The sequence below is a fragment of the Arthrobacter sp. 10T425 genome (genome assembly GCF_056393985.1).
Genome location: NZ_JBFTGZ010000013.1, coordinates 107,589 through 130,691, shown reverse-complemented (window position 1 = coordinate 130,691; position 23,103 = coordinate 107,589). Strand labels below are relative to the sequence as shown.

The window sequence follows — 23,103 nt, the reverse complement described above, 5'->3', positions numbered from 1 at the left end:
GCACGGCCTGCAGCACCTGGAAATCTTCGCCACCACGGACCAGTTCGAACACCTGATCACCGTGATGAACACCGCCACCAACCCCCGCACCGGCCCAGACACCGGCCAGGGCACCGCCACCGGACCGGGTGACGGGTCCGCGGCGGCGGGTGCGCCAGGCCCGGCTGCGGAGCCCGCCACGCGAGAGGACCCGTCGCTGCCGGTTCTGGACCTCCGCTCCCGGCCGCAGAAGCTGCTCGACGGCCTGGTCGGCGCGTGCAAGGCGGCCCTCGCCACCGGAGGGCTGCCCGCCGCGGGCGGACTCCGGCCCCAGGTCATGGCCACCATCGACTACCGCGACCTGCTCACCCGGCTCGGGACGACTCCCGCCGAAGCAAGCGCCCCTGCCAACACCGCACAGCACGGCACCGGGACGCTGCTGTTCACCGGCCCCGTCACCGCAGGCACCATCCGCAAAATCGCCTGCGACGCCGACATCATCCCCGTCGTCCTCGGCGGCGAGGGCCAGGTCCTGGACATCGGCCGCGCCTCCCGCATCTTCCCGCCCCACATCCGCAAGGCCATCACGGCCCGGGACCGGGGCTGCGCCTTCCCGCAATGCACCATCCCGGCCCCCTGGTGCGAGGCCCACCACATCACCTACTGGTCCCGCGGCGGAACCACCGGAACCGGCAACGGAACCCTGCTCTGCTCCCAGCACCACCACGTGATCCACAAGGAACACTGGAGCATCCAGATGCGCACCGGCATACCCTGGTTCATCCCGCCACCCCACCTCGACCCAGCCCAGACACCCCGACGGAACACCTACTTCCGCCTGGAGTGACCCCGTGGCCGCCGCGTGACAGAAGCCCTGACGGCCGGGTCACCGTGGGGGTCGAACGGCAGCGGCCCGGACGGCCGGGTGGAACAGATACTTCCGCCCCCACCAGTAGCGCCCCGCGGCGCTTACGGCTAGTCCCGCCGACACGTCACCGCCTCCACCGCGCGCAATATCGGCTGCGACTTCGACATGATCCCCGTCGTCCTCGGCGGCGAGGGCCAGGTCCTGGACACCGGCCGAATCTCTCCGCGTCCGGGGGCGAAGCCCACCCAATCACGTAGTAGTTCCGCGCCGGAACCACTGGGCTGGACAACGGGACAGGTCGATAATAAGAGCTCTGGGAGCGGTGGTTATTCCTCAGAGAATCTTGCGCCGAAGACTCACGATTGCAACGCAGTTAGGGCTGCGATAGTTTGTGCCTTGAACGACACAATCATGTGGAACCTGGGACGCCACTGTTAGGTGGCGCTCAAGTGTGGATATGAGCCACGCGCGTACTCTTTCAAGAAGGGTTTCGCTCGATGGCAAGCTGCACCAAGATCACCTACTCCACCCCCTGGCACGCGAACCGCGCGCTCAAGGAAATCATCCGGCAGGGCTCGTCATCTGGGGGCAAGTTGCCCGCGAGCGTATACCCATGCGGAGGCTGCAAGGGATGGCACCTGACCTCGAAAAGGGCAGCTGGAAAGGCAAAGAAGTGGCAACGCCATTCTTCGTGAAAGTTTCACCAGCGCGCTAATGGGACCCTGCGTACTCGCACAACCACGTGATCCACGAGGACTGTGGACCATCCGGATGCGGACCGACGGCATACCCGGTTCGTCCCCGCCGCACGTCGACCCGGCCGGGCCGGACCGGGCCGGGCCTACCGATGATCGCGCCGGCGCGTCATCAAGAGCAAGGGTGATCAGGAGGTCCGGCCGGCGCAACCAGATCAGCCCCGCCGGCCGAGCGGGCGTTAGAGGAACTCGGCCCGGCCTTCCATTGCCGAGGACGCCAGTGCGTGTTCCCGCCGCGGGATCCTGCCGGCCGCTTTCGCCAGCCTGCCGGCGATGACGGCATGTTTGAAGGCCTCGCCCATGAGCACCGGATTCTGCGCACGGGTCACCGCCGTAGCCAACAGCACGGCGTCGCAGCCGAGTTCCATCGCCAGGGCAGCGTCCGAGGCCGTGCCGATCCCGGCATCCAGCACCACGGGCACGGACGCGCGCGAGACGATCAGCTCGATGTTGTGCGGGTTCAGGATGCCCAGTCCGGTGCCGATCGGGGCGCCCAACGGCATCACGGCCGTCGCGCCGAGGTTTTCGAGCCGGAGGGCAAGCACGGGGTCGTCGTTCGTGTAGGCGAAGACCTTGAAGCCTCGGGCCACGAGCTGTTCGGTTGCGTCCACGAGTTCGACGGCGTCCGGCAGCAGTGTGTGCTCGTCGGCAATGACTTCGAGCTTGACCCAGTCCGTTTCCAGGGCCTCCCGCGCCAGCTCGGCGGTAAGGACGGCGTCCTTGGCGGTGAAGCAGCCTGCCGTGTTGGGCAGTACCCGGATCTGATGGTCCTCGAGCAGCTGGAACAGCGAGCCCGTCTCCGCCGGCGAATAGCGGCGTATCGCCACCGTGGTCAGCTCCGTCCCGGACGCCACCAGCGCCGCCCCGAGCCCGTCCAGGCTCGGCGCACCGCCGGTTCCCATGATGAGGCGGGAGCCGAGCCTTACGCCGTCGACCACGAACGGATCGGCCACCGCACCGGTCATGGGGACGGCCTGTGCTCCTGCGAACGTCGTCTCGTTCATGCTGGTCATCCTCCTTGGACTGCCGTGACAAGTTCGACGTCGTCGCCGTCGGCGAGCGCCGTGGCGTGCCACTGGCTGCGCGGCACCACTTCGGCGTTGCGGGCGACGGCGACACCGAGCTTCCGCCCGTCGGCGGCGCGGCCGTCGGGGCCGATGCTCCGGCCAGTGAGCTGGCTGACGAGTGCGGAGACGGAGGCGCCGTCGGCGACGCTCTGATCCGTTCCGTTAAGTCGGATGTTCATGCTGCTTCCTTCTTAGGGCTGTCCCCGGACGTAACCGGGATGCGGGAAAAACGGTCGGGGCGGAACCCGGCCCAGCGCGGGTCCGGCGTGAAATCCATGAGTTGCCGGCACACGGCGGCAGCGGCGGGGGTCAGCAGGACGCCGTGCCGGAAGAATCCTGTGGCGATAATGAGTCCCGGGACGTCGCCGCCGTCCGCTTGTGCGACCCGCCCCAGCAGCGGGGCATTGTCCGGGGTTCCGGGCCGCGCCCGCGCCGTGGCTTCCAAAAGCTCCAGCTCGGCGACCGCAGGCACCAGCTGCTGGGCATCCCGCAGCAGCTGGTAAATGCCGCCGGCGGAAACTGCGTGCGGATCCGACGGTCCATCCTCCCGCTGGGTGGCCCCGATCACCACGGTGCCGTCCTGGCGGGGGACGATGTACACCGGGATGCCGCGCACCATGCCCCGCACGGTGGCCGTGAGCAGCGGTTGCAGATGCGGAGGCACGCGGAGCCGGAGGATGTCGCCGTAGACGGGCCGCAGCGGCAGCGCCAGCCCGGCCGGTAGCTCCTCGAGCGCGGCGGCGCCGAGCCCGTTGGCGACCACGGTCTCGGCAGCCCGCACGGTACCGCCGCCGGCCAACCGCACACCCGCCACCTGTCCGTCCTGCCACAGCAGTCCTGCCGCGCGCCGCCGGACGAAGCTGCCGCCTTCCGCACCGAGCACGCCGGCGAGCCGGGTGATCAGCAGGCGGGGGTCCACCTGGTGGTCGGCCGGGATGTCGAAGGCACACGAGATGCCGGGACTCAGGAGGGGCTCCCGGGTGCGCGCCTCGCGCACTGTCAGTGGCTCCACGGCCAGGCCGCATGCCTTCTGGACTTCCCTCAAGTCCGCGAGCGCGCGCCGGTCCGCCGCGTCGGCCCCCACCGCCAGGGTCGGCGTCGTTAAGTAGCCGGTACCTGCCGGCGAATCCGCGCCGGCGGCACCGGCGTCTAGAGCCGCAGCGAATCCTGGCCACAACCGGGAGGCCTCAAGCATCAGTTCCAGGAGCTGTTCCTCCTGGTAGTGCAGTTCACTCACGGGGGCCAGCATGCCGGCCGCGGCCCAGCTGGCTCCGCTGCCGGGAGCATCATCGATCAGGACCACGGATCGGCCCGAGCGGATGGCCTCGAACGCGATGCCATGGCCGATCACCCCGCCGCCGATCACGGCCACGTCGGCAGTCGTATCCCCCGCGATGATTCCCTCTGCGGTACCGGGCCCCGTGTCACAAACCTGGGCGTCGGCGTCATTTGCGGCTCCGGCCGCACGGCCGGCTCGTGTGCCCATGAAGAATTCCTTCCCTACGCCGGTACTAGCCGGATCAGGTCAAGCGGTCGGCTCTGACGCCCTCTCAGCCGGGCAGCGGCGACATGGCTGCTGCGGGCTCCCGCGGTATGCGCCCAGTTTAGAGGAACTAGGCTGGTCCCATGAGCCAGGACCCCCTCCACACCACCGCCCGCCTCTATCTCTGCACCGACGCCCGCAGGGACCGCGGCGACTTCGAGGACTTTGTGGACGCCGCCTTCGCCGGCGGCGTGGACATCATCCAGTTGCGCGACAAGTCGCTCGAGGCCTCCGAGGAGCTGGAACTGCTGGAGGTCCTGCACACCGCGGCGCAGCGCCACGGGCGGCTGTGGGCCGTCAATGACCGGGCGGACATCGCCTCCCTGTCCGGGGCTCCGGTGTTCCATGTCGGTCAGAAGGACATTTCGCTCGACGCCGCCCGCGGCTTTCTCGGCAAGGATGCCGTGATCGGCCTGTCCACCCACAGCCCGAAGCAGGTGGACGCCGCCATCGCTGCCGCGCCAGGCCGCAAAGGGCTCGATTATTTCTGTGTGGGCCCCGTGTGGGCGACGCCCACCAAGCCCGGACGCGCCGCCGTCGGCCTCGATCTGGTGCGCTACGCCGCCCAGGCGATCGGCGGGGCGGACGCGGAGGGAACCGGCAAGGTCGACGAAAGCGTGCTGCCGTGGTTCGCAATCGGCGGGATCGACCTCAGTAACGTGGAGCAGGTAGTCGATGCCGGTGCCCGGCGGATCGTCGTGGTCCGGGCGATCACCGACGCCACTGATCCGGCCCACGCCGCCGGAGCCTTGCTGGCGGCGCTGGACGCCGCCGCATCCTAAGCAGGTCCCCAGCCCGTAATGCCGGCCGGCACTGAATCTATCCGGCGAGACCCAGCTCCGTCATCCGGCGCGCGTGGTTCGCTGCGAGTTCGGCCGCCAGGCCGTTGACCAGCGCCCGGGCGCCGGCGTCGTCCAGCCCTGACAGTCCGCCGAGGAACGCGTGCTCGGCGCTGACACGCTGGGCGTGGTTCAGCACTTCCCCCAGCAGACGCCTGGCCCACAACGCCAGGCGCGACGCCAGCCGGGGGTCATCGGCCAGGGCCGCCTTGATGCGCGCCTGCAGCACGGCCGTGGACTCACCGGTGGAGCGGACCTGCCCGATCAACTCACGGGTCGCGGCGTCGACGTACCGGCCCACGACGCCGTAAAAGTCCGCGGCGACCGTGTCGATCACGTAGGCCTTCATGAGGGCCTCGTACCAGTCCGACGGGCGCGTGCGTTCGTGGAAGTGGTCCACCGAGGGCTGGAACGGCAGCATGGCGGCCTCCGTATCCAGGCCCATGTGTTCGAGCCGGATTCGGACGAGTTCGTAATGCTGGAACTCGACCACCGCCATCCTGCCCAGCAACGCACGGTCATGCAGCGTGGGCGAATACCGGGCACTCGAGGACAGCCGCTCGAAGGCGGAAAGCTCGCCGTACGCCAAGACTCCCAGCAGGTCGGCAAGGAAGCTGTTGTAGAGGGCAGGATCGTCCGCAGTTGCGCTCATCATCCAAGACTAATAGCGGAAATCGGGCTACCCTGATTTTCGTGTCACATCATCGCCTGACCCCCAGTGTCCACGAGCAGCAGAACCAGCTTGCCGGGGCACTCAAGGCGTTGCGCACCACGCTGGAACTGCCCGGCCCGTTCCCCGAGGATGTGCTGCGCGACGCGGAGGCGGCGGTGGCCGAGCACAAGCTCCCGGACCTTGACCTCACGCACGTCGAGTTCGTGACTATCGATCCGGCATCGTCCACCGACCTGGACCAGGCCCTGTTTATCGAACGGAGCAACGGCGGCTACAAGGTCTTCTACGCCATCGCCGACGTCCCCTCCTTTGTCGCCCCGGGCGGGGCGCTGGACGCCGAGACCCGGCGCCGCGGCCAGACCTTCTACACCCCGGACGGCCGGATTCCGCTGCATCCGGAGATTATCAGCGAGGCCGCCGGCAGTCTGCTCGCCGGGCAGCTGTGCGCGGCGTTCGTCTGGGAGTTCGAGCTCGACGCCGCGGCAGAGGTCGCCTCGGTCCTCGTGCGCCGGGCACAGGTCCGCAGCCGCGCGAAGCTCAACTACAAAGGCGTCCAGGCCGAGCTCGACGCCGGCACCGCGGCGCCCGTGCTGCAGCTGCTGAAAGAAGTAGGCCTCAAACGGGTGGAACTGGAACGACTGCGCGGCGGCGCGAGCCTGAACATGCCGGAACAGGAGATCCAGCAACTGCCCGACGGCGGCTACCGGATCGTAGCGGCCCCGCCGCTGCCGGTGGAGGACTGGAACGCCCAGATTTCACTCATGACCGGGATGGCAGCCGCGGCGCTCATGCTCCAGGGCAAAGTCGGCATCCTGCGCACCATGCCCGCCCCGGACGAGGCATCACTGCGCCACTTCCACCGGCAGACCCACGCCCTCGGCAAGCCCTGGGACGGGGAAATGCGCTACGGCGAGTACCTGCGGACCCTTGACCCGACGGACCCCCGGCAGCTGGCCATTGTGCATTCGGCCGGGATGCTCTTCCGCGGTGCCGGATACACACCCTTCGACGGCACAGTGCCCAACGCCGCCGTCCAGTCCGCCATCGGCGCCGCGTACGCCCATTCCACGGCACCGCTGCGGCGGCTGGTCGACCGCTTCGTGCTGGTAATCTGCGAGGCCCTGAGCAACGGCACCGAAGTTCCTGCCTGGGCCCGGGAGGCGCTGCCGTCCCTCCCCGCCATCATGGGCACCTCGGACCAGCTGGCCGCGAAACTGGAGCGGCTGTCGCTGGACACCGTTGAGGCGGCGCTGCTCGTCAACCACGTCGGCCAGGAATTCGACGCTGTCGTCATCTCCGGTCCCAAGCCGGCCAAGGGCACCAACGGCACCAGCAACGGCAACGGCGGGAAGACCAACGGCAACGGAAACGGCCCGTCCGGGATCGTCCAGATCGCCGAGCCCGCCGTGACCGCACGCTGCCCCGGCGAGCTGGAACCGGGCACCAAAGTCCGGGTCCGGGTGGTGTCCTCGGACATCGCCACGCGGGAAATCCAGTTGGAGCTCGTGGGCTGACGGCCGGCTATCGGTCCGTTGACGGCCCGCTGGCCGTCCTCACGCCGTCCCCACGCCGTCGCCAGCCAGCGCTGCCGGCCGCCCTCCCGGTCACCTCCCGAGGCGCAATCACCCGCCCAGTCGAGGATCCACGCCTTGTACAGCTAGACTGAAGAGGTAGAAATGGATGCCCGGTCGTTGATTTCCATGATTTTCGAATTCAACAAGCCCGCCCCTACGCGATCTTGAGATACACCCGCTGGTCCCCAGTGCCAGCATTTAGATAGCCCGCGATCGGCTTCCACTGGAATTGCTTGCGCGCCTGAGCGTGCTCCGGAACGGCCACCACGGCCGGCCCCGTTGAGCAAGCAGCGCAGCCCAAAATGAATAAGGAAACTCCCCTGTGAGTGAATTGCACACGCACCAGCTTCTGACCGATGAGTCCGGCACGGAGACCATCGAGCCCGAAGAGACCATCATCTCGGACGAAAAGCCGCACGAGATTGCCGAGAAGACCTTTGCCGACTTCAATGTCCGTGCCGACATCGTGGAGTCCCTGGCCGACGCCGGCATCACCCACCCCTTCCCGATCCAGGCCATGACCCTGCCGGTCGCACTGGCAGGGCATGACATCATCGGCCAGGCCAAGACCGGTACTGGCAAGACCCTCGGCTTCGGCATCCCGGCGCTGCAGCGCGTCGTCGGCCGCGACGACGCCGGCTTCGACAAACTGGCCGTTCCCGGCGCCCCGCAGGCCCTGGTGATCGTGCCCACCCGCGAGCTGGCCGTCCAGGTAGCCAAAGACCTCGAAAACGCCGCCAAGAAGCGCAACGCCCGCATCGCCACCATCTACGGTGGCCGCGCTTACGAGCCGCAGGTCGAGGCGCTGCAGAACGGCGTCGAGGTTGTCGTCGGTACCCCCGGCCGCCTGATCGACCTCTTCAAGCAGAAGCACCTGAGCCTGAAGAACGTCAAGATCGTTATCCTCGACGAAGCCGACGAGATGCTGGACCTCGGGTTCCTGCCGGACGTCGAGACCCTGATCGCCGGCACGCCCGCGGTCCGCCAGACGCTCCTGTTCTCCGCCACCATGCCCGGCCCGGTCATCGCCATGGCCCGCCGCTACATGACCCAGCCGACACACATCCGCGCCGCGGACCCGGACGACGAGGGCCTGACCAAGCGCGATATCCGCCAGCTGATCTACCGTGCCCACAGCATGGACAAGGTGGAAGTGGTGGCCCGCATCCTGCAGGCCCGCGGACGCGGCCGGACCATCATCTTCACCAAGACCAAGCGCACCGCCGCGAAGGTGGCCGAGGAACTGGTGGACCGCGGTTTTGCTGCGGCCGCCATCCACGGTGACCTCGGGCAGGGCGCCCGCGAACAGGCGCTGCGCGCCTTCCGCAACAACAAGGTGGACGTCCTCGTTGCCACCGACGTCGCCGCCCGCGGAATCGACGTCGACGACGTCACCCACGTGATCAACTACCAGTGCGTCGAAGACGAGAAGATCTACCTGCACCGCGTGGGCCGCACCGGCCGTGCCGGCAACAAGGGCACCGCCGTGACGTTTGTCGACTGGGACGACATGCCGCGCTGGGGGCTCATCAACAAGGCCCTCGGCCTGAGCTACCCCGAGCCCGTGGAAACCTACTCGTCCTCGCCCCACCTGTTCGAGGAACTCGACATCCCCGCAGGCACCAAGGGCCGGCTGCCGCGCGACAAGCGTGTGCTGGCCGGGGTCGACGCGGAGGTCCTCGAAGACCTCGGCGAGACCGGCAAGAAGAACTCGCGCACCAGCGCAAAGGACGGCGCAAAGGACGGCAGCCGCACGAGCAGCCGTGACGGCGCCCGTGAAGGCAGCCGCACGAGCAGCCGTGACGGTGCCCGCGAGGGCAGCCGGACCGGCGGACGTGACTCGCGCCGCAGCGGCACCGAAGCCGGCGGACGCTCCGGCGACCGCCGTCGCCGTCCCGCCGAGGCCGATGCCGCCACGGCGTCCACTGCGAACGGACAGGGACCGGAAGCTGCTGCCGCCGCGCCGGCGAAGGCCCCCACCGAGGTGGACCGGGCGACCCGTGCCCGGCGCCGGACCCGCACCCGCCGCCGCAACGGCGAGGTAGTGGCCGGCGGCGACGCACAGCCGAGCGGCGCCGAGGCCTAATCCCCTCCATGACTGACACCGTCTGGGCGCCGGACGGCAGCAACCTGGTGGTTCACGCGGACAACGCGGAATACCTCCCCACGCTGCCGGACGGCGCCTTCACACTGATTTACGTGGACCCGCCCTTCAACACCGGCCGGGTCCAGCGGCGCCAGGAAACCAGGATGGTGCTCAACGCCGGCGGCGAGGGTGACCGCGTCGGGTTCAAGGGCCGGTCCTACGACACCATCAAGGGCGCGCTGCACAAGTACGACGACGCGTTCAGCGACTACTGGTCCTTCCTCGAGCCCCGGCTCGTGGAGGCCTGGCGGCTCCTGGCCGACGACGGCACCCTGTACCTGCACCTGGACTACCGCGAGGTGCACTACGCAAAGGTCATGCTGGACGCGATCTTCGGCCGCGAATGCTTCCTGAACGAGATCATCTGGGCGTACGACTACGGTGCACGGGCCAAGTACCGCTGGCCCACCAAGCACGACAACATCCTCGTCTACGTCAAGAACCCGGCGAAGTACCACTTCGACAGCGCCGAGGTGGACCGTGAGCCCTACATGGCGCCCGGACTGGTGACCCCCGCCAAGCGCGAGCTCGGCAAGCTGCCCACGGACGTGTGGTGGCACACGATCGTTTCGCCGACCGGCAAGGAGAAAACCGGCTACCCGACGCAGAAGCCGGAGGGGCTGATCCGCCGCGTGGTTGCGGCCTCGAGCCGGCCGGGCGACTGGTGCCTGGACTTCTTCGCAGGTTCCGGCACGCTCGGGTCCGTGGCCGCGAAACTCGACCGCAGGTTCGTGTGCGTGGACCAGAACCAGCCAGCCATCGACGTGATGGCCAAACGCCTGGCCGCGCAGGCGCAGTTCACGTCTTTCCCGACCCTCTGACCCGCCGCCCTCACCACGCCCCGCCGCCCTCACCACGCCCCGCCGTGCCCGCCCGTTGCGCTAACACTTGTGGCGGCTATTCGGGTCCTGGGGGGGCCTCATAGGGAGGCTAAGTGATAGCTCAACACGGGTCCAGGGTCTCAGCGGACTGGGTCTCAGCGCACCACGGACGAGCCCGTGCCCAGTTCCTCGATCCGGGCCAAGACTTCTGCGGAGGTCAGATTCTCGCCCAGCAGGTTCGGCTTTCCCGCGCCGTGGTAATCGGAGGACCCTGTGATCAGCAGGCCATAGCGTTCGGCGATGCGGCGCAGGAACGTCCGGCCCTCCTCGGGGTTGTCCCGGTGGTAGATTTCCAGGCCGGCCAGGCCGGCGTCGATCATCTCCCGGTAGGTCCCCTCCCCCACGATCCGGCCGCGGGCGGATGCAACTGGGTGGGCGAACACCGGGACGCCCCCGGCTGCACGGACCAGTTCGACGGCGAGCGCCGGCTCCGGCGCATAGTGCTGGACCCAGTAGCGCGAGCGTGCTGTGAGGATGGAACCAAAAGCCTCGGCCCGGTCTTCCACCACACCGGCCGCGACGAGCGCGTCGGCGATGTGGGGGCGACCCAGGGTGGCCCCCGGCGCGACGTGGTGAATCACGTCGTCCCATGTCAGCGGGTAGTCCTCCGACAAAAGGGTGACCATCTTCTGCGCCCTCGTGTGCCGGGCGTCCTTGGACTTGGTGATTTCCTCAAGCAGTCCGGGATGCGCGGGGTCGTGGAGGTAGCTGAGCAGGTGAACGCTGATGCCTTCCGCGGTGCGGCAGGAGATCTCCATCCCCGGGACCAGCGCGACCCCGGCTTTCCGGGCGGCGACGGCGGCCTCCGCCCACCCGGCAGTGGAATCGTGATCGGTCAGGGCGACGACGTCGAGGCCCGCGGCGGCGGCGGACTCCATGACACCGGCCGGCGCCTGGGTGCCGTCGGAAACGTTGGAGTGCGCATGCAGGTCGATCCTCACCTCACCAGCCTAGTAGATGGCAGGATCCAAAGCCTCTGCCCCGTAGTGCCGGGGCCCGGCAGCGGCCCTGCAGCGCGAGCGCGCCGTTGGCCTAAGCCGCGGCGCTGGTGAGACTATGGGACGGTGAACGATGCAGATAACACCCTAGTCTCCGCTTCCCAGCCCCTCGAAGAGCGCGTCAACAACCGCTCGCAGCGGCCCAGCTCCGACGCCTTCAAGGCCTTCATGGCCAGCAACTGGGCGCCGGCCTCGCAACAGCTCCCCGAGCGGGATGCCGTCGCGGGCCACGCCGCAGGCCGGCGCCGCTCCATCTCAGGCCAGTTCAAAGGTGAACGCCTGGTCATCCCCGCCGGCCCGCTGAAGGTCCGCTCGAACGACTGCGACTACCGCTTCCGGCCGCACTCCGCCTTCGCGCACCTCACCGGCCTCGGCCTGGACCACGAACCTGATGCGGTCCTGATCCTGGAACCGGTCGCGGAGGGCACCGGCGACGACGGCGGAAACCACCACGCCACGCTGTACTTCCGCCCGTTGGCCGGCCGCGACACCGAGCAGTTCTACGCCGATTCCCGCTCCGGGGAGTTCTGGATCGGCGCACGCCCGACCCTGGCCGAGTTCAAGGCCAAGCTGGGACTGGACACGGCCGACATCGCCGAACTTGAACTCGCCATCACCAAGAATGTCGGTGCGCCGGAGATCGGCGGAATATCCATCAGGCTGGTCCGCAAGGTTGACGAGAACATTGATGCCCTCGTCGACACTGCCCGCTACAACACGGCCAAGGACCCCGACAACCTCGACCTGAGTGTGCTCGACGCCCTGGACGAGAAACTCACAGAGGCCCTCTCGGAACTGCGCCTGCTCAAGGACGAGTGGGAAATCGAACAGATGAAGATCGCCGTCGCCGCCACCGTGGCCGGCTTCACCGAGGTGGTCAAGGCGATCCCGCGGGCGCTGACCCACCACCGCGGCGAGCGCGTCGTGGAAGGGGCGTTCTTCGCCCGGGCCCGCGAAGAAGGCAACGAGCTCGGCTACGACACCATCGCCGCCTCCGGCAACAACGCCACCGTGCTGCACTGGACCCGGAACACCGGCAAGATCAACGCCGGCGAACTGCTGCTCCTGGACGCCGGAGTCGAGGCCGACTCCCTCTACACCGCGGACATCACCCGCACCCTGCCGGCCAACGGCAAGTTCTCCGAGGTCCAGCGCAAGGTCTACGAGGCAGTGCTCGACGCCGCCGACGCCGGCTTTGCCGCTGCCCAGCCGGGCACGAAGTTCCGGGACATCCACACCGCAGCCACCACGGTGCTGGCCGAGCGGCTCGCCGAATGGGGCCTCCTGCCCGTCTCCGTCGAGGAAGCCGTGAGCACCGAGGGCCAGCAGCACCGCCGGTGGATGCCGCACGGCACCAGCCACCACCTCGGCCTCGACGTCCACGACTGCGCCCAGGCGAAGCGGGAACTCTACCTCGACGGCGTGCTCACACCCGGCATGGTGTTCACGATCGAACCCGGCCTGTACTTCAAGAACGAGGACATCGGCATCCCCGAGGAATACCGCGGCATCGGCGTCCGGATCGAGGACGACATTCTCATGACGGCCGACGGCCCGGTCAACCTCAGCGCCGCACTGCCGCGCAAGGCCGACGACGTCGAGTCCTGGATGGCGGGCATCTACCTGGAAGCGGACGGCCAGACGCCGTAGGTCAGCCAGGCAGTAAACAAGAAGCAAAAAGGGAGCGTCCCGGCACCGGGACGCTCCCTTCTTGCTGCTATTTGCAGCTGTTTGCTGCTGTTTCCTGCCTGAATCAGTGCTGCTGGCCGTCCTGGCCTGCCGCGGGCTTCTCGCTGTCCGTGACCCTGACCCCGTACTGCGGGCGGCCGTCCGGGAGATCCGGATAGCTCACCCCGGAAACCCGGCCGGCCGGCCGGGCCGCCGCCTCCTCAGCCGCGGCCGGGGCCGGTGCCGTCGGAGCGGGGCCTGCGGGGCCCTCCTGCTGGGGTGCACCGCCCTGGTACTGTCCGGCCGGGTCTGCGCCGGTCTCCGGCGTTCTCTGGCCGTACGGGTCGTTCCAGCCCGCGGGGCGCTGCGGCGCATGGGTCTGCTGTCCCGGCTGCTGCGGGCCCGGCTGCTGCGGTGCCTGATGGCGGTAGTCGTGCTGCGCGAAACCGCCGGCCGCGGCACCGGACGCGTCATGCGCCGTCATGGGCAGCTGGTGGAGCAGGCGCCGCGCTTCGCCGGCGGCCTCGAAGGAGACCACGACGTCGTAATTGGTCGCCACCACCTGGCTGGTTGAGGTGAAGTCACGCTTGCCGCGCTGCATGGCGTAGGTGACGATGCCAAACAGCATGAAGAACGCTGCACCCATCAGCACTGACGTCACAATCGAGAAATAACCGGGGGTTGTGGAGAAGAAGGACAGCATGACGCCGACGAACAGACCGAACCACATGCCGCTGAGGGCGCCGGAGAGGGCGACTCGGGGGTAGGTAAGCCGGCCGGTCACCCGCTCGACCATCTTCAGGTCATTGCCCACGATCGACACCATCTGCACGGGGAACTGCTGGTCAGCCAGGTAGTCCACCGCCTTCTGGGCATCCAGGTAGGAGTTGTAGGAACCGACAACGTCGCCTCTCGGGACGGTGCGGGCCTCGTCCGAGCCGTTGGGGGCACCGGCCCTGGGAGCACCAAAAATGTTTGACATATGCCCATTCTCACCCATCGGGCTGGTGTGCGGCTGGAAATTCAGCTAAAAGAGAGCAGACTCGGTAGCCTGTAGGGGTGAGCACGAATCTTTCGCGAGTGTTTGTCGCGCGCCTCCTCGGACTGGACGTCTTCGACCCATTGGGTGACCGTCTGGGTCGGCTGCGCGACGTCGTGGTGCTCTCCCGCGGAACCAGGGGCGCCCCGCACGTGGTGGGCATCGTCGTCGAGGTCCCCGGAAAGAAGCGCGTCTTCGTGCCGATGACCCGGATTACGTCCATAGACCAGACCCAGGTCATCTGCACCGGGCTGGTCAATCTTCGCCGTTTCGAACAGCGCGGCGCGGAAACCCTCGTGGTGGCCGAAATGTTCGACCGCCGGGTGACCCTTGCGGACGGCAGCGGCGACGCAACCATCGAGGACATCGCCATGGACCGGCACCGCTCCGGCGACTGGTTCGTCAGCAAGCTCTTCGTCCGCCGCGGCCACTCCCTCTCGCCCCTGAGCCGGCTGCGCCGCAATGAAACCCTCATCATCGACTGGGCCGATGCCCGGCAAGGCGCCAAGACCGAGCCCCAGGCCGCCACCCAGTTCGTGGCCACGCACGAGGACCTCAAGCCCGCCGACTTCGCCGAGGCCCTGCAGGAAATGAGCGACAAGCGCCGCTTCGAGGTTGCGAGCGAACTCCAGGACGAACGGCTCGCGGACGTCCTGCAGGAGATGCGCGAAGGTGACCAGGTGGAGATCCTCTCCGCCCTGGACGTCAACCGTGCCGCCGACGTCCTCGAGGAGATGGATCCGGACGACGCCGCCGACCTCCTCGCCGAACTCCCCAGCGCCCAGGCTGAAGAACTCCTGCAGTTGATGGAACCCGAAGGCGCCGAAGACGTCCGCCGCCTGCTCGAATACGACGAGGACACCGCCGGCGGGCTCATGACGCCCGTGCCGGTGATCCTGCCCCCGGAAGCAACCGTCGCCGAGGCACTCGCGCACGTACGCCGGGAGGAACTCTCCCCCGCCCTGGCGTCGTCGATCTTCGTCGCCCGGCCCCCGTTGGAGACGCCGACGGGACGATTCCTCGGCGTCGTCCATATCCAGCAGCTCTTGCGCTTTCCGCCGCCGGAGCCGCTGGGCAATCTGGTGGACAAAAGCCTGGAGCCGGTCTCCGACCAGGCCCACATCAGCGAGGTCGCCCGCGCGCTGGCAACGTACAACCTCAACTCGCTTCCAGTTGTCAACGATGACGGACGGCTTGTGGGGGCGGTGACTGTTGACGACGTGCTTGATCATCTGTTGCCGGACGACTGGCGCGCCCACGAGGACGATGCCCCGATAAGAAAGCTTGGAGGCCGCATTGGCTGATCCCACAGCACCACGGACCTCCAATGTCCGCCCTGGCGGCAGGACCACCGGCGGCCTCGACACGCCACTAAGCGGCCGGCAGCGTATCCTGCCCAACTTCCGTCCCGACCCGGACGCCTTCGGCCATGCCACGGAAGGCTTCGCCCGTTTCATGGGCACCCCCGCGTTCCTGATGTACATGACGGTGTTCTGCTTGTTCTGGCTGGGCTGGAACACGTGGGCGCCGGAGGAATGGCAGTTCGATTCACGGGCGCTGGGCTTCACGCTGCTGACCCTCATGCTGTCCCTGCAGGCCTCCTACGCCGCGCCCCTGCTGCTGCTGGCCCAGAACCGCCAGGACGACCGCGACAAGGTCTCGCTGCAGCAGGACCGCCAGCGGGCCGAGCGCAATCTCTCCGACACTGAATACCTGACCCGGGAACTTGCGTCCCTGCGCATCGCGCTGCGCGAGGTCGCCACCCGCGATTACGTCCGCGCCGAGCTCCGCAGCCTGCTGGAGGACATGCTGGAGGCCCAGGAGGAACTGCGCACCCACGATCCTTCAGCCGGCGCCCACGAGACCCCGCGGGAAAAGGTCAAGGAGAAGATGAAGGAGCGGCGCGACAAGCAGCGCAGCCCCCGGACCCAGCAAATCCCCCGGGTAAAAGCCGGCGGCAAGCGCGATGACCCGGCGAGGGACCGTGCCCAGGGCTCTTCGCAGGACCCGACAGGGAACCCTTCGGGGAAACTGCCGAACCCGTCGGCGAACCACTCCGGGGCCGCGGCCGATCCCACCCGCCAGCCCGCACACCGCACCATCCCCGAAAGCTGAGCATCGCCCGCATGAGCACCCCGCTGGAACAGGCAGTGCACGGCGCACTTGCCACCGTGATCGACCCTGAGCTCCGCCGCCCCATCGCCGAGCTCGGCATGGTGGAGTCCGTTGAGATCGGCGACGGCGGCCGCGTGCGGATCGCGGTGCTGCTGACCATCGCGGGCTGCCCGTTGCGCGGAACCATCACGGCGGACACCGAGGCTGCCCTGTCCGCCGTCCCGGGCGTCACCGGCGTGGACGTGGACCTCAAAGTCATGACGCAGGTCCAGCGCGACGCCCTCAAGGAGCAGTTGCGGGGCGCCGGCGCCCAGCGCGGCATCCCGTTCAACGCGCCGGGCTCGCTGACCAAGGTGTACGCCGTCGCGAGCGGCAAGGGCGGCGTGGGCAAGTCCTCGGTCACGGTCAACCTGGCGTGCGCCCTGGCCGCCCAGGGGCTCCGTGTGGGGATCGTGGACGCGGATGTGTACGGTTTCTCCGTTCCGGCGCTGATGGGCATCACACAGGCCCCCACGCGGGTGGACGACATGATCCTGCCGCCCGTGGCCTACGGGGTCAAGGTCATCTCCATCGGCATGTTCGTCACCGGGAACCAGCCCGTGGCGTGGCGGGGCCCGATGCTGCACCGGGCGCTGGAGCAGTTCCTCACCGACGTCTACTTCGGCGACCTCGACGCCCTCTTCCTGGACCTGCCCCCCGGCACCGGCGACATCGCGATCTCCGTCGCCCAGCTGCTGCCCAAGGCGCAGATCCTCGTCGTGACCACCCCGCAGGCGGCCGCCGCGGATGTTGCCGAGCGGGCGGGTGCGATCGCCACCCAGACGGGCCAGACCGTGGCCGGCGTCGTGGAAAACATGTCCTACCTTGAAATGCCCGACGGCGGCAGGATGGAACTGTTCGGCAGCGGCGGCGGCGCCGTGCTCGCCGGGCGCCTCTCGGCCACCGTGGGTGAGGACGTGCCGCTGTTGGGCCAGATTCCGCTCGAAGTCCTGCTGCGTGAGGGTGGGGATTCCGGAGTGCCGCTGGTGCTGGGCCGTCCGGAGACGCCTGCGGCCGTGGCCTTGACGGGGATCGCCGGCAGGCTGGCGTCGGTTCCCCGCGGCCTCAAGGGCATGCCGCTGGGTCTGCAGCCCCGCTGACAGCGGCCGGCCGCATCCCTGCGCAGGCACTGCGGCGGGCCCGCCGCGGGAAGTCCTAGGTCGCCTCTGAGTCGAAGGGTGCCGGTTCGCCCTCGGGCAGCCGCTCGAGCACCCGCTCGGGGCGGTGCGCGGCGACAGCAGTCGCGGCAGCGGCCGTGGAGACCGTTGCCGGTGCCCCGGCGCTCATCGGCTTGGTGTCATCGTCAAGGAGCGCTTCCTTGATGATCCGGCGGGGATCGTACTGGCGCGGATCGTACTTCTTCCAGTCGACCTCATCGATGTCGATGCCGACTTCTTCCTTGATCTGTTCCCGCGCACCTGACGCCATCCGGCGCACTTCCTTGACAATATTGGCAAGTTTTTGGGTGTATTCGGGCAGCCTGCTGGGACCAATCACCAGAAGGCCGATGATCAGCAGAAGTAAGAACTCCGGTCCATTGATTCCAAGCACTTTAGGAAGGTTACCCTCTCGCTCGGGCTGGCGACGATTCCGCGAAGTCCGTATGCCGGCCATGTCCGGCCCGTCCCTGCCTCACGGTGCCAGGTGCTCCAGGATTCGGCTCAATCCGCGCTCGATCCGTTCCGGAAATCCGTTGTGCGAGGCCGGCACGGGAGTGCCACTGCTGACCCGGGTCAGCGCGGCAACGCCGTCGTCCGCCTGCTCGGCCGGCAGGTCCGAAATGTACGTGTATGTCGCCGCCGACGTCTGGTAGATGGCCCGGTAGGGCGGGGCGGGGTTGACCCAAAGAAAGCCATACCCGGGTTCGGGGGCGGCCGACGGCGTGCCGGCCTTGGCCGGGATAAAGCCGTCAGCCACGGCGGCGTGTCCGGTCAGCACATTGATGGGCGAGACTTCGGCCCGTGCGGGTGCGGGGGGCGCCGCGGGCGCCCGCGTCGAAGCGTGCTGCTCAAGGACCGTGGCGAAGTGCCGGCCATCCGTGAGGCGAAGTTCCAGGACCTCGTCCCCGGAGATGACGCCGGCACGGGCCCAGATGAGGTGGAATCCGAGCTCGCGCAGCTCCGGACATGTCCACCCCTGCGAGCGGAACGCAGCAAGCTCACCGGTGTTCAGCGTCCCGGCAGGGGTGAAGTCGGGCTCGCCGCCGAGGCCGAACGCAACACGGGGCCCGGTTCCCTCGGCGCCGGCGACGCCGGATCCGCTGGTGTCGAACAGCTCCGTTGCACCGAGCGGCTCACCGCTGCCGGGCAGCCCGGGGGCATCCGGGTGGGCGAGGGTGGCAGTCTCTGCGCCTTCGGCGGGGACCGCGTCGTCGCCTCCCATGACGTACGCGGTGCCGGTCATGAGGGCCAAAGCGGCGACGGCTCCGCCGACAGCAAGCACCGGCAGGCGCGGGCCGCGGCGACGGGCGCCGTGTGGACCCGCGGCGGCGGCGCGACCGGCGACCGGTCCCGCCGTCCCTGGCCGGCCCGGCAGGGCGTGTCCCGGCGGGAACCGGTCCGAGGGCCACGGACGATGGCCGGCCCCGGCAGCGCCCGCCGCGCCCGGCCGTTCCGCTGCATCCAATACGTCCGCTGTGTCCGCCGGGTCGGGGCGTTCCGCCATGGCCCGTTCCGGAGCTGAAGGTGCCGAAGGTGTAGGAGCCGTAGGTGCCGGAGCTGTAGCTGCAGGCACCGCAGCTTCCGGGGCTGTTTGTTCCCGCTCCGCTTCGGCTGTCCGTTCGGCCGCCGCCCGTTCCGCGGCCAGCTGACCGGTCCGTGCCAGGAGCCGTGCAGTCAGGTCCTCACTGGCCTCGGGCACGGCGGCGCCGCGGAGCTTCTCGAGGTACTGGCGTTCGCGCTGTTGCCGGGCGCGGCATTCGGCACACGATTCCACGTGGTCGTGGCGGCCGGCGGCCCATTTCCGGGTAGCCCCGGGCCCGCCCCAGAACCTGCAGCCTGGTGCTCCCAGCAGCCGTCTCAGCAGACCCATTGACCGGTTCAGAGGAGGCCGGCGATGCGCGGCATCTTGAGCCGCGGCTTGAGGGACTGCTTGGCCGGCTGCGCCGGGCGCGGGTCGCGGTGCGCGAGTTTTTCACGGAGCATTGTCCGGCCGCGGTGAATCCGGGACCGGACGGTCCCGAGTTTGATGTCCAGCGCGGCGGCGACTTCGTCGTAGGAGAGCCCTTCGAGGTCGCACAGCACGACGGCGGCGCGGAAGTCGGGCGGAAGTTCCTCGAGCGCTGCCTGGACGTCGACGTCGAGGTTGTTGAATTCGAAGCTTTGCTCCGGCCCGGGCTCCCGGCCCGGCAGCCGCGACTCGGCGTCGTCGGCCAACGCATCAAAGCGGATCCGGCTCTTGCGCCGGGCCTGGTCCAGGAACAGGTTGGTGGTGATCCGGTGCAGCCAGCCATCGAGCGTGCCGGGCTTGAAGTTCTCGAGCGAACGGAAGACCCGCACGAACACCTCCTGGGTGAGGTCCTCGGCGTCGTACTTGTTTCCGGTCAGACGGTACGCAAGGCGGTAGACCTTGGCGGAGTGGTTCGTCACCACTTCCTCCCAGGTCGGCCGGACCCATTCGGCTTCCGCCGCGGTCCGGGACTGGCCGGTTGAATCTGTTGCCTCTGTTGCCGGGACAGGTGCCAGAATCGACATCGTCCACTCCCCTCGTGGATGGTACCTACGCCTGAATTGTGCCTGCTTGCACAGGTTTCTGCACCCTTCATTCGACGCCGATCACCACGCGGATGAGCGGATACCCATCATTTCAAAATAAGCTGGGAATTTCCTGATCCACCGCGGTCTTCCGCCGAAGGCAGAACGACCCCCTCCGGCCGGGGCCACGGTGCTGCCGCTTCCGCGTCCCGTCCCGCCGGACACAGTACGCTGTAGGGAACACTCCCCTGCCGCCCAGAAAGCGATATCCCATGAGCGCCGATAAGTCCACGAGCTGGTCCTATGCAGAAGATCTGCCTGCCGAGGATGAGGTCCTGTTGCACGCGCGCGAACGGTCCTTCGAGCTTGGTGTGACCCCGATCGGCCCCGGCGTGGGCGCCGTGCTGACGGTGCTGGCGGCGGCGTCCAAGGCACAGACCGCCGTGGAGATCGGCACCGGCGCAGGCGTGTCCGGCGTGTGCATCCTGCGCGGGCTGGGTCCGCAGGCTGTCCTGACCACTATCGACGTCGACGTCGAACACCTCAAGGCAGCGCGCGAAGCGTTCCAGGAGGCCGGCAGCCCCGCCAACCGCACCCGCACCATTTCGGGCCGGGCCGGGGATGTCCTGCCCCGGCTTACGGACGGCGCCTATGATCTCGTCTTCATTGACGCGGACAAACCGAACTACCCCAGTTACGTCGAACAGGCCGTGCGGCTGCTCAAATCCGGCGGGCTGCTGATCGTCAACGATGCCCTCGACAAGGACCGGGTCGCGAACCCGGCCGCCCGGGAAGCCACCACCGTGGTGTTGCGCCAGATCGGCAAGTCCATCCGCGACGACGACCGTCTCGCTTCCGCCATGCTGCCCACCGGAGATGGCCTGCTGATCGCGGTGAAGAAGTAGCCGCCAGGATTCACCAGCCCGGGTGCAGGGGCGGGCGCTGACAGCAAAGGGCAGGGTCCGCAGCCTGGTGGCCGGGACCCCGCCCTGTTGCAAAGCTCTTGGCGTGACGCTATTCGGTGACGCCGACGAGGCATTCCTTGAGGTTCGTCGCCTCAGCGGCATTGAGTTCGACTACAAGCCGCCCCCCGCCTTCGAGCGGAACACGCATGATCAGGCTTCGTCCCTCTTTCGTCACTTCCATAGGGCCGTCGCCGGTGCGTGGTTTCATTGCCGCCATAAGGAATATCCCCTCCATTAGTCCCTGACATACCAGCCCGGCCGGGCTGCGTCCGCTTGGCCAATCAAGCCGTCCGGCAGCGCTCCAGGAGGCTGCCGTGACCGGCAAACTCACAAATAAACCGCTTACAAACTGTGTGCTTCTTGTCCTTGCTTATCCTCTATTATCGCGTAACAATCCGCCCGTAGCTAATCGTTGGACTTTCCAGCGCGTCCCGCCAGGCCGGGCCGGCACCGCCAAATGGTGCTGTGCGTCACGGCGGGTAGTCCCCTCCGCCCGGCAGTTGCGCCCACGCCCACAGCCACACAATCCAGACGACCTGCAGCAGCACGAACATGACCACCACGGTGCCGCGGTAGGCGCGGGAACGCGAGAGAAGGGCGGCGCTGAGGGCGAGCGGGAACAGCGGCAGCAGCATCCTGAACGTGCTGGTCTGGGGGTGCAGGAAGACCAGCAGGTAGCCCATATAGCAGCAGCACCAGAGCCTCAGCTCGGTGCCCAGGGCGACGACCGGCCGGGACATCATCAGCAGCGTGAACGCAGCAACGAACACGAAGGGAGCCAGCACGCCGAAGGTCGGCCCGAACAGCATGATGCCGGCGTCGAACCATGGCTTGAACGGCACCAGGTCTTCGCCGCGCCATGCGGTTTCGGTCTTGGTGTAGGCGCCCGGATCGCCGGTCGCGGCCCAGGCGATGGCCGGCCACAGCAGGGCACCGATGCCGCTGACGGCGGTGAGCCCGCCCAGTGACCACAGCTCGGCGTTGCCGGGGAGGGCGAGGCCGTCCCGGCGCTGCACTGTGACGCCCTGTGTCGCGGGGCTCTGGTTCGCGGGGTGTTGTGCCGTGGCGTGTTGTGCCGTGGGATGCTGCACAATGCGGGTCTGCGCACTACGGGTTTGCGCAGTACGGGTTTGCGCAGTACGGGTTTGCGCAGTGAGGCGCTGCCAGAGACGGTAGAGCAGCAACAGGCCCATCATCGCGGCAAACGGAACCCCGGTAGGCCGGGAAAGGCACATCAGGACCACAACGGGCATGGCCCACAGGTACCGGCGCTCCATGACAAGCAGCAGCGCGGCGCCGAGGAGCAGCAGGTTGAGGGATTCGGCGTAGGGCACCTGCAGCACCGGCGCCACCGGGAAAGCCGCCAGGAACACCGTCCCCCAGAGCGCCGTGCGGTGCGTGGCCCGGTGCCGGAAAATTCTGTACGCCACGAGGGCTGCACCCACACCGGAGACCATGGCAATGGCCGTCAGGGACCACGCCGGGCCCGTGCCTGTCAGCCCGGACACCACCCGGCCCAGCACCGGAAACAGGGGGTAGAAGGCCCACGTGTTCTCCTGGACGGTGCCGGCGTCGTCGGTCGGCAGAAGCGCCGGATACCCCGCCTGCAGCGCTTGGGCGTACCAGCGGGCATCCCAGATGTTGATGAAGTTCCAGTAGTCGGGCTTGGCGGGAAACCACGGATTCACGCCCTGGTGCAGGGCGGCGGCCATGAAGATGCAGGCGCTGACCAGCCTGGCGGCGATGTAAAGTCCGGCCACCTGCGCCCACCAGGGCCACCGCGCCATCCCGGCGCCCGCGGCGGCGATGCGGCTCCACAGGGCCGCGTTCAACCCCTGGGGCTTCCGGGCCTCAGGCGCCGCGACGGTCTTCGGGTCTTCCACGCGGCTCACGGACGCTGTTCGGTCGGCGGACGGAGGCGCTCCAGTTCCTCCCCGAGTGCCTCGATCTCCTGGTCCTTGGCGGTGATCTGCTCCCGCAGATCATCCAGGACCTGATCCACCTGGTCCATCCGGTAGCCGCGGAGTCCGACGGCGAAGCGCAGACGGTCAATGTCCGCCGCGGCCGCGCGCTCGGGCAACAGGACCGGCGGCAGGGATGCGACCGGCTCGTCGAAACCGTCGTCAAAGGAACCGCCCGCACCACCGTCCCGGCGGCGACGGAAGATTTTCGGTGCCAGGCCGGTGCCCAGGAGGACGGCGACGCCGATCAGCACAATCGCCAGGAAAACCAGGAAGAGACTCACTAGACCATCGTGCCAGA

The 23,103-nt window shown here is 68.3% G+C and carries 22 protein-coding genes and 1 riboswitch; of the genes, 10 read left to right on the top strand and 12 right to left on the bottom strand.

All coding sequences use genetic code 11. From position 1 onward, the window contains the following. A partial coding sequence (locus AC1DDH_RS15600; RefSeq protein ID WP_476955772.1) for an HNH endonuclease signature motif containing protein occupies positions 1–826 on the top strand: 826 nt, incomplete at its 5' end. A 955-nt stretch (positions 827–1,781) separates the two neighbouring features. On the opposite strand, the gene AC1DDH_RS15595 is transcribed toward AC1DDH_RS15600, so the two are convergent. The 3 genes from AC1DDH_RS15595 to thiO all read right to left on the bottom strand — a co-directional run bounded on the left by AC1DDH_RS15595 (position 1,782) and on the right by thiO (position 4,155). Further along, on the bottom strand, positions 1,782–2,606 hold the full coding sequence (locus tag AC1DDH_RS15595; RefSeq protein WP_476850365.1) for a thiazole synthase: 825 nt from the start codon (positions 2,604–2,606) through the stop codon (positions 1,782–1,784). A gap of 5 nt (positions 2,607–2,611) precedes the next feature. Further along, a complete protein-coding gene (gene thiS / locus AC1DDH_RS15590; RefSeq protein WP_476850364.1) occupies positions 2,612–2,848 on the bottom strand; it encodes a sulfur carrier protein ThiS in 237 nt (78 codons plus the stop codon). Next, positions 2,845–4,155, bottom strand: coding sequence for a glycine oxidase ThiO (gene thiO / locus AC1DDH_RS15585; RefSeq protein ID WP_476955771.1), 1,311 nt, complete (start codon positions 4,153–4,155; stop codon positions 2,845–2,847). The genes thiS and thiO overlap by 4 nt, the downstream gene beginning before the upstream one ends. Beyond that, a riboswitch (TPP riboswitch) is annotated at positions 4,149–4,269 on the bottom strand. It overlaps the preceding gene by 7 nt. A 26-nt stretch (positions 4,270–4,295) precedes the next feature. Between thiO and thiE the strand changes: the two genes are divergently transcribed. Continuing rightward, a complete protein-coding gene (thiE, locus tag AC1DDH_RS15580) occupies positions 4,296–4,994 on the top strand; it encodes a thiamine phosphate synthase (protein ID WP_476850362.1) in 699 nt (232 codons plus the stop codon). 37 nt (positions 4,995–5,031) lie between these two features. Here thiE and AC1DDH_RS15575 read toward each other — a convergent pair whose 3' ends face one another. After that, complete coding sequence (locus AC1DDH_RS15575) at positions 5,032–5,706, bottom strand: ferritin-like fold-containing protein (RefSeq protein ID WP_230008586.1); 675 nt, start codon at positions 5,704–5,706, stop codon at positions 5,032–5,034. 38 nt (positions 5,707–5,744) lie between these two features. Here AC1DDH_RS15575 and AC1DDH_RS15570 point away from each other — a divergent pair, with 38 nt between their 5' ends. The 3 genes from AC1DDH_RS15570 (at position 5,745) to AC1DDH_RS15560 (ending at position 10,265) form a co-directional block, all read left to right on the top strand. Next, positions 5,745–7,238: an RNB domain-containing ribonuclease gene (locus AC1DDH_RS15570; protein WP_223913907.1), complete on the top strand. Its 1,494-nt coding sequence runs from the start codon at positions 5,745–5,747 to the stop codon at positions 7,236–7,238. A 382-nt stretch (positions 7,239–7,620) separates the two neighbouring features. Then, the gene (locus tag AC1DDH_RS15565; protein WP_476855773.1) at positions 7,621–9,384 is read left to right on the top strand and encodes a DEAD/DEAH box helicase; all 1,764 of its coding nucleotides are present in this window, start codon (positions 7,621–7,623) and stop codon (positions 9,382–9,384) included. A gap of 8 nt (positions 9,385–9,392) precedes the next feature. Further along, positions 9,393–10,265, top strand: a complete 873-nt coding sequence (locus tag AC1DDH_RS15560) for a DNA-methyltransferase (RefSeq protein ID WP_223913905.1) — start codon at positions 9,393–9,395, stop codon at positions 10,263–10,265. Between the two features lie 155 nt (positions 10,266–10,420). On the opposite strand, the gene AC1DDH_RS15555 is transcribed toward AC1DDH_RS15560, so the two are convergent. Continuing rightward, positions 10,421–11,266: a PHP domain-containing protein gene (locus AC1DDH_RS15555; protein WP_476955770.1), complete on the bottom strand. Its 846-nt coding sequence runs from the start codon at positions 11,264–11,266 to the stop codon at positions 10,421–10,423. Positions 11,267–11,389: 123 nt separating this feature from the next. On the opposite strand from AC1DDH_RS15555, the gene AC1DDH_RS15550 reads away from it, so the two are divergent. Continuing rightward, entirely contained in the window at positions 11,390–12,973 is a 1,584-nt protein-coding gene (locus AC1DDH_RS15550) for an aminopeptidase P family protein (RefSeq protein WP_476850358.1), read from the top strand. 103 nt (positions 12,974–13,076) lie between these two features. On the opposite strand, the gene AC1DDH_RS15545 is transcribed toward AC1DDH_RS15550, so the two are convergent. Then, a complete protein-coding gene (locus AC1DDH_RS15545) occupies positions 13,077–13,973 on the bottom strand; it encodes a YflT domain-containing protein (RefSeq protein WP_476955769.1) in 897 nt (298 codons plus the stop codon). A gap of 77 nt (positions 13,974–14,050) precedes the next feature. On the opposite strand from AC1DDH_RS15545, the gene AC1DDH_RS15540 reads away from it, so the two are divergent. The 3 genes from AC1DDH_RS15540 to AC1DDH_RS15530 are packed head-to-tail and all read left to right on the top strand — an operon-like array spanning position 14,051 to position 17,284. Beyond that, positions 14,051–15,334 carry a magnesium transporter MgtE N-terminal domain-containing protein gene (locus tag AC1DDH_RS15540; protein ID WP_028275668.1) on the top strand — a complete coding sequence of 428 codons (1,284 nt, stop codon included), beginning with the start codon at positions 14,051–14,053 and terminating at the stop codon, positions 15,332–15,334. Continuing rightward, positions 15,315–16,145 (top strand): DUF1003 domain-containing protein, encoded by an 831-nt coding sequence (locus AC1DDH_RS15535; protein ID WP_476850356.1) that lies wholly within the window; start codon positions 15,315–15,317, stop codon positions 16,143–16,145. Before AC1DDH_RS15540 ends, AC1DDH_RS15535 begins: the two co-directional genes overlap by 20 nt. 11 nt (positions 16,146–16,156) lie before the next feature. After that, on the top strand, positions 16,157–17,284 hold the full coding sequence (locus AC1DDH_RS15530) for an Mrp/NBP35 family ATP-binding protein (RefSeq protein ID WP_476955768.1): 1,128 nt from the start codon (positions 16,157–16,159) through the stop codon (positions 17,282–17,284). A gap of 55 nt (positions 17,285–17,339) precedes the next feature. Here AC1DDH_RS15530 and AC1DDH_RS15525 read toward each other — a convergent pair whose 3' ends face one another. The 3 genes from AC1DDH_RS15525 to sigE form a co-directional block, all read right to left on the bottom strand. Next, positions 17,340–17,735, bottom strand: a complete 396-nt coding sequence (locus AC1DDH_RS15525) for a twin-arginine translocase TatA/TatE family subunit (protein WP_230008673.1) — start codon at positions 17,733–17,735, stop codon at positions 17,340–17,342. Between the two features lie 81 nt (positions 17,736–17,816). After that, the gene (locus AC1DDH_RS15520; RefSeq protein ID WP_476955767.1) at positions 17,817–19,214 is read right to left on the bottom strand and encodes a hypothetical protein; all 1,398 of its coding nucleotides are present in this window, start codon (positions 19,212–19,214) and stop codon (positions 17,817–17,819) included. Positions 19,215–19,222: 8 nt separating this feature from the next. Continuing rightward, complete coding sequence (gene sigE / locus AC1DDH_RS15515) at positions 19,223–19,876, bottom strand: RNA polymerase sigma factor SigE (RefSeq protein WP_079550334.1); 654 nt, start codon at positions 19,874–19,876, stop codon at positions 19,223–19,225. Positions 19,877–20,148: 272 nt separating this feature from the next. Here sigE and AC1DDH_RS15510 point away from each other — a divergent pair, with 272 nt between their 5' ends. Then, positions 20,149–20,781: an O-methyltransferase gene (locus AC1DDH_RS15510; protein WP_018773821.1), complete on the top strand. Its 633-nt coding sequence runs from the start codon at positions 20,149–20,151 to the stop codon at positions 20,779–20,781. A 109-nt stretch (positions 20,782–20,890) separates the two neighbouring features. Here AC1DDH_RS15510 and AC1DDH_RS15505 read toward each other — a convergent pair whose 3' ends face one another. The 3 genes from AC1DDH_RS15505 to AC1DDH_RS15495 form a co-directional block, all read right to left on the bottom strand. After that, positions 20,891–21,058 (bottom strand): DUF3117 domain-containing protein, encoded by a 168-nt coding sequence (locus tag AC1DDH_RS15505; protein WP_079550332.1) that lies wholly within the window; start codon positions 21,056–21,058, stop codon positions 20,891–20,893. A gap of 253 nt (positions 21,059–21,311) precedes the next feature. Continuing rightward, the gene (locus AC1DDH_RS15500; RefSeq protein ID WP_476955766.1) at positions 21,312–22,733 is read right to left on the bottom strand and encodes a hypothetical protein; all 1,422 of its coding nucleotides are present in this window, start codon (positions 22,731–22,733) and stop codon (positions 21,312–21,314) included. Beyond that, positions 22,730–23,086, bottom strand: a complete 357-nt coding sequence (locus AC1DDH_RS15495) for a DivIVA domain-containing protein (protein ID WP_476855767.1) — start codon at positions 23,084–23,086, stop codon at positions 22,730–22,732. Before AC1DDH_RS15495 ends, AC1DDH_RS15500 begins: the two co-directional genes overlap by 4 nt. Between the last annotated feature and the right edge of the window lie 17 nt (positions 23,087–23,103).